This is a genomic window from Thermincola sp. GK-1 (assembly GCF_059412445.1).
On record NZ_JBSQAT010000019.1, the window covers coordinates 33,556 to 46,752 of the forward strand.

Here is a 13,197-nt window from a genome sequence, read left to right on the forward strand (position 1 = left end):
ACCACCTATACGGACCAACGTAAAAATTTTCGATGCTCACTTAAACAGTCCCGTTCATCTTTCTAAATAACCGCAGGGTATTTTCCGCCGCCGCATGGGCCAGCTCTTCCACCGGTATATTGCGCAGCTGCGCGATTCTTTCGGCCACATAATAAACATAAGCTGATTCATTTCGCTTACCCCTATGCGGTTCCGGTGTCAGGTACGGAGCATCCGTTTCCACCAAGAGGCGGTGAAGAGGCACTTTTGCGGCCACTTCCCGCAGCTTATTGGCATTATTGAAGGTGACCGGGCCGGCAAAGGATATGTAATATCCCATATTAATACATTCCCTGGCCATATCCCAGCTCCCGGAAAAACAGTGCAGCACCCCGGCTACCCGGCCCTCATACTCCTTTAAAATAGCCACAGTATCCCCATGGGCCTCCCGATCGTGAACTATAATAGGCAACCCCACTTCAATAGCCAGTTCAATCTGTTCCCTGAACCTTTCCTGCTGCAGTTCCCTTGGCGACAAGTCACGGTAATAATCCAGCCCAATTTCGCCTATGGCCACAACCTTGGGATGGATAACCAAGTCCTTAAGCCGGTCAAGAATATCCTGCGGAGCTTCTTTTACATCATGGGGATGCACGCCAACGGCGGCAAAAATAAATTCGTATTCTTCCGCCAGTTGGATAGACCGTTTTGAGGAAGGCAGGTCATAGCCTACATTAACAATATGGGTGACTCCCCGTTCTTTCGCCCGCATCAACATCTCGTGGCGGTCCTGCTCATATTTGCTATCATCCAGGTGAGCATGTGCGTCAATAAGCATCCTGTTACCTCCAAAACTTATATAACCTTCATCCCACCGGGCTTATTTAACCTTCGCGCCACTGGGCACTTCTTTTCCCGGGTCAATGGTAAGCACACCAAGGTTCCCGTCATGGGATGCCGCCAGCAGCATACCTTCGGACAAAATTCCTCTCAATTTGGCAGGCTTGAGATTTGCCACCACCACTATCTTTTTGCCTATCAGTTCATTGGGGCTGTAATGTTGGGCTATACCGGCAACTATAGTACGGCGCTCCTCGCCCAAAGCCACCTCCAGCTTAATTAACTTGTCAGCCTTTTCCACTTTTTCTGCCTTAACTATTTCCGCCAGACGCAAATCAATTCTGGCAAACTCTTCAATGGTAATATACTGTTTTTCCCCGGCAGGCTCCTCCTTGGTTGCAGCCTGTATAGCAGTGTTATCCTTTTCCTCCACAGCTTCCCGCTCCTTTTTTACCTCAATTCTGGGGAACAGGGCTTCCCCCCGCTTCACATTAATATTAGCAGGGAACCGCCCCCAATTCTGGACAGATTCCCACGTGGTACATTCCTCTTTTCCGCTAAGCCCACATTGAACCCAAACCTTGTCCGGAAGCCTGGTCATAAAAGGGGATACGAGGACAGTGACTATCCGGATTACTTCCAACAGGTTATATAAAACCGTACCCAATCTGGGCCGCTTCGCCTCATCCTTGGCCAGAATCCAGGGAGCCGTTTCATCAATATACTTGTTGGCACGGCCAATTAATTTCCATATACTGGCCAGAGCATTGCTTAATTCTAATTTTTCCATTTGGTTACGGTAATCTTCTACAGTAACCATGGCCAATTGCCGTAAATCTTCGTCTATTTCTTCTTTTGCCGTGGGCGCCTGCACCATACCGCTAAAATACTTCTCCACCATGGCAATGGTCCTGGAAATCAAGTTCCCCAGGTCATTGGCCAAGTCGGAATTTATCCTTTGTATTAAAGCTTCTTCGGCATAGTACCCGTCCGAACCAAAAGGAAGTTCTCTCAGCAAATAATACCGGATAGCGTCAACCCCATATTTGTCTATGAGAACAAGAGGGTCGATAACATTCCCCTTTGACTTGGACATTTTGCCGCCTTCCAGGAGTAGCCAGCCATGGCCCATAACCTTTTTCGGCAAAGGCTCGCCGATAGCCATCAATAATATCGGCCATATAATCGTATGAAAACGTACAATATCCTTTCCTACCAAGTGGACATCGGCAGGCCAGTACTTTTTGTAAAGCTCGTCGTTTTCGGTGCCGTATCCAAGGGCGGAAATATAGTTAGTGAGAGCATCAACCCAAACATAAACCACATGTTTAGGGTCGAAGGGAACCTTAATGCCCCAGTCAAAAGTAGTCCTTGATACACAAAGGTCTTCCAGCCCCTGTTTGATAAAGTTAACCATTTCGTTGCGCCGCGAAACAGGCTGAATAAAATCAGGGTTTTCTTCAATATACCGGAGAAGTCGGTCAGCATATTTGGACATTCTGAAGAAATAACTTTCCTCCCTGACCCTTTCTACCGGGCGCCCACAATCAGGGCAGTTTCCTTCCTCAGCCTGCCGCTCCGTCCAAAATGTTTCACAGGGAGTGCAGTATAAACCCTCGTACTCTGATTTGTAAATATCTCCCTGTTCATAAAGGCGGGTAAATATTTTCTGTACCACTTCCTTGTGCCGCGGTTCTGTTGTCCTGATAAAATCATCATAATGAACATCCAAGTGGTGCCAGAGGTTTTTAAACCCGGCCACAATTCTGTCCACATAATCAATCGGCTCAACTCCGCGGGCTTTTGCGGTACGCTCAATTTTTTGGCCATGCTCGTCACTTCCGGTAAGAAAGCGCACGTCATAACCCGTCATCCGTTTATACCGGGCAATAGTATCGGCAGCCACCGTGGTATAGGCATGGCCAATATGCAAGTTATCACTGGGATAATAGATCGGCGTTGTGATATAAAAGGTCTTTTTCATCAACTCTACTCCTCTCCAAAAGATTTTCAAAAATAAAACCTCCCGCCCAACATAATGGGACGAGAGGAACACCTTCGTGGTACCACCCAATTTTACTTTTACTTAAAGTAAAAGCCTCTACCAGGTACAGTCATACCCGAAGCTGCATAACGGAGCTTACCCGTAACGGCCTACTTTTAAATAAATTTCAGCCTTCGGTTCTGGGACCATGTTCAAAATGGGTTCTTTGGCAGGGCTCGCACCTTCCCCCCACTCTCTGGGCAAATACTACCAAATCTACTCTTTCCCGTCATAACCTTTAGTCCATATTAGGTTTTTCTACCTGGTGATTGCCGAAAAATAATTATAAATAGATAATAATCAACAATGTACCTTTTGTCAAGTTTACCCTGAAAAACCAACCAATATTCCCTGTAATAATTTTTCGTTTTTACAGTTATGAGACTAATTTTTTTGCCAAACTTGCAGGATTTTAACAATTAGCACAGAATTCATTTTATTGGAACCTGTTTACAGTTATACTGAAATAAAAAAGGGTTGACTTTTAATGGCATGGTTGGTATCATTTAGTTATAAGAAATTTGTCGAATTATGCGGAAGGGGAGAAGATAGTGAAATCCACAGGAATTGTACGAAAAGTAGATGAGCTCGGTCGGGTTGTTATTCCTATTGAACTCCGGCGGACTTTAGGCATCGATGAAAAAGATGCTTTAGAAATTTACGTTGACAGCGAAAAAATTATCCTGAAAAAATACGAACCGGCCTGCATATTCTGTGGCAATGCCGACAACGTGCAGCATTTCAAAGGCAAAAACGTTTGCCGCGAATGTGTAATTTCCATGGCCAAAGCAGCAGATACATTTTAATATGCCACACCTCAAAAAGAAAGACTGTGTCTTTCTTTTTTAGTGCATAAAAAAATATCTCAGTCCACTACCAACTTTATTGCTATTCATGCTTTATTATTTCATTATAGACCTCCCGCTTAGGTTTACCCATTTTATTTGCTACCTCTTTTATTGCCTCTTTTTTAGATAAACCCTGCTTCATTAAAGCTTGAACCTGTTCAATCAGTGTTCGGCCTTCCCATACCGGAAGGTCATCTTTTTTTTGTTTGCGTTCAGCTCCTTCAATTACCAGGCAAAGTTCCCCTTTAATTTCCTTGTCGGCAAGCCGGGCTGTGATTTCGGAAATACTGCCGCGTAAAAACTCTTCATGAACTTTGGTCAGTTCCCTGGCCAGTACCATTTTCCTATTGCCCAAAAACCGGTTTAATTCCTCCAGGGTCGTTTGCAACCGGTGGGGCGCCTCGTACAAAATGATAGTGCGTTCTTCGTCAGCCAGTTGTTGTAAGATTTGCCTGCGCTTTTTCTTCTCTTTAGGTAAAAAGCCTTCAAATACATAACGACCGGTATCAAGTCCAGACGCCACTAATGCGGTAATACCCGCAGAAGCCCCCGGTACAGGAACCACTTTAATTCCTTTATCCAAAGCCATTTTTACAATAACCTGCCCGGGATCTGAAATACCCGGCATACCTGCGTCACTTACCAATGCAATATTTTTACCTGCCAATAATTCCTGAATCAACTTGGACCCTTTAGCCTTTTCGTTATGTTCGTGGTAACTGGTTAATGGAGTTTTTATGACATAATGGTTAAGCAACTTAATGGTCCTCCGCGTGTCTTCAGCCGCAATTAAATCACATTCCTTCAAAAGCCTTAAAACCCGCAGGGTTATATCTTCCAGGTTGCCTAGCGGGGTTGGGCAAAGATAAAGAACACCCGTATGCGGGGTTAACTTACTGTTTTTATTGTTTTCGGCCATGTTTTCACCCACGGAAATCTCCGCTCCTATCTATCTAAGCTTTTTTCCTACCGACCCGGGTAATATATTTCCATCAGCTCTTTTGTATAATTCCCCTGTTCATCATAAACTAATAAAGGTTCCAGCGCTTCCAAACCCGGCATGGCCCCCTTGATGGCCTCAATCAACAAAATATTAGGTTTTTTCCCCAGTGCCGGGTAAACAAGCTGCAGCCTTTTCGGTTCCAACCCATACCGCTTCATGGTAAATATGATATCGACCATCCTTTCGGGACGGTGAACCATGGCCAGCCGGCCATTGGAATTTAACAGCCGAGCCCCTTCCCTCAGTACGTCCTCCATGCTGCAGCATAATTCGTGGCGCGCCAGGGCAATTTCTTTGTTGAGATTGATTTTTCCTTGTCCGGCAGGCAAATAAGGGGGATTAGCAGTAACAAGGTCAAACTTGCCCAGGCCAAGCTCCGCCGAGGCATTTCTTATATCGCCTTCCCGTATGGTTATCAACCCCTGCAGCCCGTTGCCCGTAACACTGCGAACCGCTCTGTCCACCGCTTCTGCCTGGATGTCTATGCCAATAATATGGTCCACCTGCTGCCGGGTAGTAAGTAGAATAGGTATTACGCCACTGCCTGTCCCCAAATCAACTATTAAATCGCCTTTTTTCACAGAAGCAAAGTTAGCTAATAACACAGCATCAATTGAAAAACAAAAAGAACCTGGACGTTGAATAATTTTTAAATCATTGCGTACCAGGTCATCAAGCCGTTCTCCGGGTTTCAGATTAAAGCCGGTTTTCCTTAACTTGGACATCTCGCTGAATCCCCTTTTTCAGAAAGCCCATACAGAAAAGGCAGTCGCTGTTGTTTCTGGATTGTCCGAAATGCAGGTGGCAAATGTGAAAACCTTCATTATAAAGCCTGGCCAGGTTTTCCAACCCTTCTTTGGGCGCCTGAACGTTCCCTTTTCCACTACGCCCTTCTTTGGTATAAAACTGGTACACCTCCGATATTTCCTTCCGTAGCTTTTCGTTTTCATCTTCTAATGCATAGGCACGCATTTTAAGGTTTTGCAGCTCTTTAACCAACTCAGATATTTTTTCTTCAAATTCTATAATTAGATTGGTTAATTGCTTCAACAGCTTTCCCTCCACAAAATGTCGTTTCCGGTTATTCGGTATCTATTCAAGCTCGCTGAAAAGTTTCTCCCTTTCGTTGAAATCCACGTCCTCAATCCTGTCTTTTTCAGGTTCCGGATTTCTGTTTTTTCGACAGCACCTATCGGCACCTTTGGGACAAAGTACTTTAATCTGGTCCATGGTCAGGTCAATTTGCTGCTTACTTTCTTTTAATTCCACCGTTACAGCCTTTTTCAGGATGTTAATACCCACGATCTTGCCTTCGCCTACGGATGTTTCCACGATAGTCCCCACTTCAGGGTAGAGCTTTCTTTCTTCTTCATAAGCTTCATTTTCGTATTTAAGGCAGCACATTAACCGCCCGCATATCCCTGAAATCTTAGTAGGGTTCAAAGACAAGTTTTGGTCCTTGGCCATACGTATAGATACGGGCTGAAATTCACCCAAAAAAGTAGCACAACAAAGACCACGTCCACACGAACCCAACCCGCCTAACATTTTGGCTTCGTCACGCACACCGATTTGCCTGAGTTCAATCCGGGTTCTGAAAATAGCCGCCAGATCTTTAACCAGTTCCCTGAAATCAATGCGTCCGTCAGCAGTAAAATAAAAAATGATCTTGTTCGCGTCAAAAGTATATTCCACATCCACCAACTTCATCGGCAACCCGTGTTCCTTAATCTTTTCAAGACAAATTGCAAAGGCTTTTGTTTCCTTACTTTTGTTAATTTCAATCTGCTTCAAATCGACATCAGTGGCTTTCCTGATAACCTTTTTCAGGGGCGCCACAATTTCCGATTCTTCAACTTTTTTGTTGCTTATCACCACATAACCTGCTTCTATGCCTCTTGTCGTCTCGACAATGACTACATCGTCCTTTTCAAACTCCAGGCCACCGGGGTCAAAATAATATATTTTTCCCGCCGGCTTGAAGCGAATTCCTACTACGTCTATCATTCTTCGGCAACCTCCCATACTTCTATTATTACGCGCTTTTGGAAAGTTTAAGCAGCAATGTTTCCAGGCTGAGTTTTAAATTAACATTGGACTGAATGTTTCTTCTGGTTTTCATTATGTCGTTTAAATCCTTGCCGATCTTATTAATATCTAACCCCAGAGCCTGTTTTTTTATCTCATCCAAGAAATCCAAATTTATCAACAGACGTGTTTCTCTTGTTTTTGCCCATACCAGTAAGTCCCTATACCAGGTAGCCAGTAAATCCAAATCTTCCTTTACCGCATCTTTGTCCTTTTCCATGTCTTCTGCTATTCTGAGGGCTGTTATGACATCACCCCGTTGAATCTGAGCCGCTTTTGCAACAACGGTTTCCCGTCGGTCCGGCTCTTTCGGGGAAATCAGGTTCAGCGCCTTTCCAGGCGCTCCATCGCTTAAGGCACTTATTACCCGCGCCCGTTCGGAATCAAGCCCCTGTTTAATAAGCCAATCCGCAAGAACAGAGGGCGGAACAGGCCGGAGATTCAGCCTCTGGCACCTTGATAAAACGGTAGGCAGTAACATGTACGGATTCTCCGCTGTCAATAAAAAAACAGTGTTTTCGTTAGGTTCCTCCAATACTTTAAGCAAACAATTGGCCGACTCTACAGTCATAGCCTCCGCATTTTTAATCAGATAAACCCTGCCTATCCCCTCGTAAGGCTTATATTGGCAGGATTTTTGTATGTTTCTTATCTGCTCTATTTTTATTGCATTCCCTATAGGTTCTATGATGTGAAAATCAGGGTAATTTCCTTCCTGCAACCTTTTGCAATTACAGCATTGGTCACAAGGAATGCTCTCTTCCCGTTCACAAAAAAAGGCCTGCGCAAAAGTTCTGGCTATAGTTTCCTTCCCAAGCCCCCGCGGCCCTGTTAATAAATAAGCATGGGCAACTTTCTTGTTGTTTAAAGCATTGATTAATGTTTTGATAACTGTTTCATGGCCAACAATTTGCTGCCACATCGTATATTCACCCTACAAACAAAGATTTCCTCAGATACGGTATTTGGTGAGGTTAAGAGTATATGTCAAGAAGCAATCCTTTAATTTCGTCAAGTTTGTGCAATATGGCCATATTGTCCTTCTGTTCTTCCATAAACATACGGGTTAGTGCTTCCAATTCTTTGTCAACACTTTCTACAATAGAATAAATTTTGTGCCTCCCTCTCCGGTCCCACCCCATTTCTTCCCGTAACTTATACATTTTCTGCACAGCTTCCTGAAGAAATTTTTTCACCAAAGATTTATATTTAACCAACTCTTTAATATTATAACCATCCGTCAGTTTCTTGGCCTGTTCATTAATATCTTTCAGCAACGCATCAAGTCTTTCCTGGATTATATTTGCCTGGATGTGGCCCAATTCTTCCGCAAATTTTGGTCGGAAAGCGGAGTCGGCGATTCTCCCACCCTTTGACGCCTTACTTATGTCATTTATAGAAGGTTTGGGATATTCTCTTATCTTCATGAAAACACCCCGCTTATACAAGCCATAACTTTTTCAAAAACTTTGTCTTCATCCATGCCGGCAGCAATAATCTTGTACCGACCCGGGTCCTGCAGGGCAATACTTAAAAACCCTTCCCGCACCCGTTGGTGAAATTCCACTGTTTCCATTTCTATCCGGTCCTCTGTCTCGCCGGCCACCGCCAAACGTTTATTCCTGATTCTGTTTAAACCAACCTGCGGGTCAAGGTCTAAAATAATAGTTAAGTCAGGTTTTAAACTACCGATAGCCAAGGAATTCACTATGTTTAATAAATTAAGATTGATACCCCGGCCGTAACCCTGATAGGCCAGGGTAGAATCGGCAAAACGGTCACACAGAACCACTTTTCCGGCCTGTAATGCCGGTAAAATCAGTTCCTCTACGTGCTGGGCTCTGGCAGCAGCATATAATAACGCCTCGGTTCGGTGCGACATCCGGTTTTGCGGGTCCAGCAAAATACTTCTTATGCTTTCGCCTATCTCGGTGCCACCTGGTTCCCTTGTTAAAATTACTTCGTAACCCTTTTCCTGCAGGGCCTGCGCAGCTCTTTTCATCTGGCTGGTTTTCCCAGCCCCGTCAGGCCCTTCAAAGGTAATAAATTTCCCTGTCATAAGACTGTAATCCTCCTTAGGCTATCAACAACCTGTATATGTAAAAGTTTGGGGTCACGGGAACCCTGAACACCTATTTCCATCGCCCGAATCTCTTTTATCTGGTTAATTATTTCATCATTTATTTTTTCCCCCGGACATAACAACGGAATGCCTGGCGGATATGGAGCAACAATTTCCGCACTGATACATCCCCGCGCTTCCTCCACGGGAACTGCCCTTTTTACCGAAAACCATGCCTCTCTAGGGGTAAGTTCACATTCCGGCAGTGTAGACACCCTAAACAAAGCCGCAGCTCGCTTCGGGGCAGCTTGTCTTTTATCCATGCTTAAACCGGCAAGACTGTTCAAGCCATCTACAACCCTTTGGCAATCTTCCTTCGTATTCCCAAAGGTAATGAGCAGAAGTATATTGAACAGATCGGCCAATTCTACCTGAACATTAAAGTTTTCCCTTAAATACTCCGCAGCCGCAAAACCTGTAGCCCCCAATTCCTTTACGGATATTAGCAGCTTACAGGGGTCGTCTGTTGGAGCGCACCTTATTCCTCCTATAGTCTCTATCTTCTGTTTTAAGCTTAAAGCCATATCAATGGTTTCTTCCAGCAGTTTCTCCCCGTTAACCGCCATCTGCATTCTTGCGGTATCAAGGGAAGCCAGTATCAGATAAGAAGGACTGGTTGTCTGAAGTATGGTAAGCTGTTCAAAAACTGCCTCCGGTTTAATCAGGCTCTCCCTCCCCACGTGAAGCATGGACCCCTGGTTTAAGGCGGTAAGCATTTTATGGGTGCTTTGAATGGCAATATCAGCGCCAAGGTCCATCGCCGAAGCCGGAAGCATATTGTGAAAATGAAAATGCGGTCCATGGGCTTCGTCAATAATTACAGGCACGCCAAGCCGGTGGGCATTTTCAATTATGGGGCTTAATTCGGCAGAAAAACCATGATATGTAGGATTAATACAGAAAACCGCTTTGATATGCTTGCCTGTATCCAAAAGTTCCAGAAATTTGAGCGGCGCCGGATGCAGAGGAACACCAAAATTCCTTTCCAATTCTGCCGGAACCCATACTGGCCTGGCCCCACTAAGGATCAACCCTGCCAAAGCAGACCTGTGGGCATTTCGTGGTAAAACAATGGCGTCTCCCTCTTTACAGCAGGCCATTATGGCAGCCTGGATGCCGCAGGATGTACCATTGACAGAGAAAAATGTTTGTCCGGCGCCAAAGGCAGCCGCTGCTAATTCCTGGGCCTCTTTTATGCACTCCTGAGGAGCATGCAAATCATCCAGCCCAGGTAGTTCAGTGAGGTCTATTTTGTAAAACCCGCGACCGGTAATTGACGCCAGGCGCCTATCAATACCTTCTCCACTTTTATGTCCTGGCATATGAAATGAAGAATACCTGGCTTTCCGGTAAAATTCCAAAGCGCCGACAATAGGAACATCTTTTTGGTTTAAATCCAACGGCCATCCCCCATACAAACATAACTTGTCTATCATTTTATTTTAACACATTATAATGAAAACTACCATACGCACCTGAATATTGGCAAAAACAGAAAAACCGGGGCCTTCTTTTCCACCCGGTTTACTCGTTAGTTATAAATAATCCTTTTTATTCTCTCCTTAAAAAAATCATAGTTTCGGTTGGCCATTGTTAAATTAACAATGGCCTTTTCACATTCATAGCATATATGTTTACCCAGAATGGTCAAGGTTGCTGTTTCGGGTATGTCAATAACCTTTCCGCAAATAAAGCAGTTGTATCCAGGCCGATACACTCTTTCACCTCCTGCTCGGTTCCTTGACTTCTCCAGTCTGGACAGATTCATTATAAAATATGCATTCCATGGTTCGGTGGTGCTTTACAACATTTTAAAAAAATATTATTATTAAAATGTAGGTTTTGGCAATTTCGGTTTTAATTCCTAATATTCGTTGGGGAGGAATTTGTGTGTGGAATTTACTGGAACTGCTTTTTTTCCTTAGGTTTGGCGAAGTCCGTAGCCAGTTAAACGGCTGGTTTAATAATACCTTATATAGTAAAAATATTAATTCAGCAAATAACTACCAGGATACTTTTATACAGCAAAGTTCCCGCGCAACTCCAGCAGATTTTGAACAATTGATTCTGCAGGCAGCCGAAAAATATGGCGTTTCTCCAGGTTTAATCAAATCCGTAATTAAAACTGAATCTAATTTTAACCCCAATGCTCGCTCTGCTGCAGGAGCTCAGGGATTAATGCAGTTAATGCCTAAAACTGCCCAATCGCTCGGTGTCATAGACCCATATGATCCGAAACAAAATATTGACGGCGGGACAAAGTACCTAAGAAAGATGCTGGATATGTTTAACGGTGATGTTAAACTGGCCCTGGCGGCCTATAATGCCGGCCCGGGCAATGTCCGTAAATACGGTGGAATTCCTCCGTTTAAAGAAACTCAAAATTACGTGGAAAAGGTAATAAAAAACAGCAATCTGGACTATCTGGCTTGAAAAAAGGCCGCCACATGGCGGCCTTTTTTCGCTTCAAGGTGAATTATCGTTTCACCGCATGGTCCGTACAATCTCAATGGTCAAAACGCTAAAAGTAGTTGTTATTGAATTTTTGACACCAAAAAGAAGGATTTTGTCAAATATTGTGTAAATATAAAATTTAATATTAAATTCCAAAAGCTTCCGCAGTTTCTCAAAGGGGGACACCAGTTAAATGGCAGTTCGTTTTCTTGATTGTGTAGGCTCTCATTACATGATTGGTATTCAACAGGGACGCATAGCTAAACCTGCCATCCAGTCTGCCTGGGAAGCCTTTCAGAACTCCCAACAACTGGATATGATTCGCAAATCCAAACTTGCACCCAAAGCCTTATACATTATTCACTGCCAGCAAAAAGCTGAAAATATCCTTAAAAAAATTATGAAGGATATGCTTCCCGAACAGGCAGAAAGGATCAAGGGCTTAGCTGAAGGTGCAGATGTACCTGATAAAATCATATATCTACTGCAAGCTCTTGAAATGGAGTTAATGCCAAAAGTAAATATGTATGTTCTCGGTTCCGGTACATTGGTTGGTCTAAAACCGGAACACACTGACATAGACGAACCTGTTCTTCTGAAAAATCTCGATTATTCTCTCCCCTTTGAGGATATGCTTCTGGTCAGAAGGTGTAAGCCCCTTGCCGGCTGCCAAACAATCGAGGTTACTTCAGCTTTCCTCTCCGGCAGCCACGGCGGTCTGAACGAACATGGATTAGCTATTCTGCATACTAACGCCTATCCAACTGATAGTATCAGTTTAAAAAGCATTCCCATTACCTTATTAATTCAAGAAGCCCTGGAAACTTGCCATAGCACGGAAGAAGCCATAAGGCTCATAAGTAAATACAGCCTGGACAGCGGGGCCAACCTATTAATATGTGATGCTTCAGGTGATATGCGGGTTCTGGAAACCTCCCGGCAGCATACCGCTTCCCGGTTCCCCGAGAACGGTTATATTGTCGCCACAAACCACTATCTCACACCGGAAATGGCACAATATATGATTCCACTAGACGCAGTTTTTACGAATAAGTCTCTGCCCAGGCTACAAGGCGTACCTGTTTATGAATCAAGCAAGGCCAGGTACAACCGGGCAGTAGAACTGCTAAACAAAGGGCCAATTGACACGAGTAACCTTACAGAAATTTTAGCCAACCATAGTGGTGCCCCAAGCGACAACTCCATTTGCCGTCACGGACCCGTATTATCAACAATGGCCTCTGTGGCTATCTTCCCAAAACGAGGGATGGTAAAAGTTCTGGTAGGAAAGCCCTGTGAAAAAGAATTCGAGCAGTTTACCATGCGAAAAATATAAAATACCTCTTCGCAGTGCCGATGGTTTGTAAGTACTATCAAAGCAAAAGAAAAGCACTTGGTTTTAAGCCAAGTGCTTTTCATATAAAGATCCGGCAACGACCTACTCTCCCAGGCGGTCCCCCGCCAAGTACCATCGGCGCTGAGAGGCTTAACTGCCGTGTTCGGGATGGGAACGGGTGTGTCCCTCTCGCTATTGTCACCGGAAAATTATTTCAGTTATTAGTTTACAGTTATTAGTTCACAGTTATTAGTTGACTGTAAACTGTCAACTGTCAACTGTTAACTGTCAACTGTTAACTGTCAACTGTTAACTGCCAACTGTAAACTGTTAACTGTTAACTGCCAACTGTCAACTATCAACTGTTCTCTCAAAACTAGACAGAGTAGAGCAGAAACCTGAGGTCTTCACTACCTCCTGTTTCAGGCCTTAGGTCAAGTCCTCGACCTATTAGTACCGGTTAGCTCAATACATTACTGTACT

General features: G+C 44.1%; 14 protein-coding genes, 1 rRNA gene and 1 other annotated feature. Of the genes, 3 read left to right on the plus strand and 12 right to left on the minus strand.

What is annotated here, in order from left to right; translation table 11 throughout:
- Positions 1–40 precede the first annotated feature (40 nt).
- Complete coding sequence (locus ACSNJE_RS13945) at positions 41–817, minus strand: TatD family hydrolase (protein ID WP_495252898.1); 777 nt, start codon at positions 815–817, stop codon at positions 41–43.
- 42 nt (positions 818–859) lie between these two features.
- The gene (gene metG / locus ACSNJE_RS13950) at positions 860–2,806 is read right to left on the minus strand and encodes a methionine--tRNA ligase (protein ID WP_495252901.1); all 1,947 of its coding nucleotides are present in this window, start codon (positions 2,804–2,806) and stop codon (positions 860–862) included.
- A gap of 49 nt (positions 2,807–2,855) precedes the next feature.
- Positions 2,856–3,105 (minus strand) — a binding site (T-box leader).
- 309 nt (positions 3,106–3,414) lie between these two features.
- On the opposite strand from metG, the gene ACSNJE_RS13955 reads away from it, so the two are divergent.
- On the plus strand, positions 3,415–3,669 hold the full coding sequence (locus ACSNJE_RS13955; protein WP_052218304.1) for an AbrB/MazE/SpoVT family DNA-binding domain-containing protein: 255 nt from the start codon (positions 3,415–3,417) through the stop codon (positions 3,667–3,669).
- 82 nt (positions 3,670–3,751) lie between these two features.
- On the opposite strand, the gene rsmI is transcribed toward ACSNJE_RS13955, so the two are convergent.
- The 9 genes from rsmI to ACSNJE_RS14000 all read right to left on the minus strand — a co-directional run bounded on the left by rsmI (position 3,752) and on the right by ACSNJE_RS14000 (position 10,641).
- Positions 3,752–4,642 (minus strand): 16S rRNA (cytidine(1402)-2'-O)-methyltransferase, encoded by an 891-nt coding sequence (gene rsmI, locus ACSNJE_RS13960; RefSeq protein WP_474773807.1) that lies wholly within the window; start codon positions 4,640–4,642, stop codon positions 3,752–3,754.
- Positions 4,643–4,677: 35 nt separating this feature from the next.
- A complete protein-coding gene (locus ACSNJE_RS13965; protein WP_052218303.1) occupies positions 4,678–5,439 on the minus strand; it encodes a tRNA1(Val) (adenine(37)-N6)-methyltransferase in 762 nt (253 codons plus the stop codon).
- Positions 5,411–5,764, minus strand: a complete 354-nt coding sequence (locus tag ACSNJE_RS13970) for an initiation-control protein YabA (protein ID WP_013119014.1) — start codon at positions 5,762–5,764, stop codon at positions 5,411–5,413. Before ACSNJE_RS13970 ends, ACSNJE_RS13965 begins: the two co-directional genes overlap by 29 nt.
- Before the next feature lie 42 nt (positions 5,765–5,806).
- Entirely contained in the window at positions 5,807–6,721 is a 915-nt protein-coding gene (locus tag ACSNJE_RS13975) for a PSP1 domain-containing protein (protein ID WP_052218302.1), read from the minus strand.
- Positions 6,722–6,749: 28 nt separating this feature from the next.
- Positions 6,750–7,724 carry a DNA polymerase III subunit delta' gene (gene holB, locus ACSNJE_RS13980; protein ID WP_495252899.1) on the minus strand — a complete coding sequence of 325 codons (975 nt, stop codon included), beginning with the start codon at positions 7,722–7,724 and terminating at the stop codon, positions 6,750–6,752.
- Positions 7,725–7,776: 52 nt separating this feature from the next.
- Positions 7,777–8,229, minus strand: a complete 453-nt coding sequence (locus ACSNJE_RS13985; RefSeq protein WP_052218300.1) for a YaaR family protein — start codon at positions 8,227–8,229, stop codon at positions 7,777–7,779.
- Positions 8,226–8,861 (minus strand): dTMP kinase, encoded by a 636-nt coding sequence (gene tmk, locus ACSNJE_RS13990; RefSeq protein WP_052218299.1) that lies wholly within the window; start codon positions 8,859–8,861, stop codon positions 8,226–8,228. The genes ACSNJE_RS13985 and tmk overlap by 4 nt, the downstream gene beginning before the upstream one ends.
- Positions 8,858–10,324: an aminotransferase class I/II-fold pyridoxal phosphate-dependent enzyme gene (locus ACSNJE_RS13995; protein WP_474773809.1), complete on the minus strand. Its 1,467-nt coding sequence runs from the start codon at positions 10,322–10,324 to the stop codon at positions 8,858–8,860. Before ACSNJE_RS13995 ends, tmk begins: the two co-directional genes overlap by 4 nt.
- A 131-nt stretch (positions 10,325–10,455) precedes the next feature.
- Positions 10,456–10,641, minus strand: a complete 186-nt coding sequence (locus ACSNJE_RS14000) for a sigma factor G inhibitor Gin (protein ID WP_052218297.1) — start codon at positions 10,639–10,641, stop codon at positions 10,456–10,458.
- Between the two features lie 173 nt (positions 10,642–10,814).
- Here ACSNJE_RS14000 and ACSNJE_RS14005 point away from each other — a divergent pair, with 173 nt between their 5' ends.
- Together ACSNJE_RS14005 and ACSNJE_RS14010 are read left to right on the plus strand one after the other, a co-directional pair.
- On the plus strand, positions 10,815–11,357 hold the full coding sequence (locus ACSNJE_RS14005; RefSeq protein ID WP_052218296.1) for a lytic transglycosylase domain-containing protein: 543 nt from the start codon (positions 10,815–10,817) through the stop codon (positions 11,355–11,357).
- A 214-nt stretch (positions 11,358–11,571) separates the two neighbouring features.
- Complete coding sequence (locus ACSNJE_RS14010) at positions 11,572–12,714, plus strand: C45 family autoproteolytic acyltransferase/hydrolase (RefSeq protein WP_474773810.1); 1,143 nt, start codon at positions 11,572–11,574, stop codon at positions 12,712–12,714.
- A gap of 89 nt (positions 12,715–12,803) precedes the next feature.
- Here the strand turns inward: ACSNJE_RS14010 and rrf are convergent.
- A 5S ribosomal RNA gene (rrf, locus tag ACSNJE_RS14015) occupies positions 12,804–12,920 on the minus strand.
- Positions 12,921–13,197: the final 277 nt, after the last annotated feature.

Coding starts and splice junctions, on each gene's coding strand:
- ACSNJE_RS13975 (WP_052218302.1), bottom strand. CDS start 6,721: ATGATAGACGTAGTAGGAATTCGCTTCAAGCCGGCGGGAAAAATATAT.
- ACSNJE_RS13985 (WP_052218300.1), bottom strand. CDS start 8,229: ATGAAGATAAGAGAATATCCCAAACCTTCTATAAATGACATAAGTAAG.
- tmk (WP_052218299.1), bottom strand. CDS start 8,861: ATGACAGGGAAATTTATTACCTTTGAAGGGCCTGACGGGGCTGGGAAA.
- holB (WP_495252899.1), bottom strand. CDS start 7,724: ATGTGGCAGCAAATTGTTGGCCATGAAACAGTTATCAAAACATTAATC.
- ACSNJE_RS13945 (WP_495252898.1), bottom strand. CDS start 817: ATGCTTATTGACGCACATGCTCACCTGGATGATAGCAAATATGAGCAG.
- ACSNJE_RS14010 (WP_474773810.1), top strand. CDS start 11,572: ATGGCAGTTCGTTTTCTTGATTGTGTAGGCTCTCATTACATGATTGGT.
- ACSNJE_RS13965 (WP_052218303.1), bottom strand. CDS start 5,439: ATGTCCAAGTTAAGGAAAACCGGCTTTAATCTGAAACCCGGAGAACGG.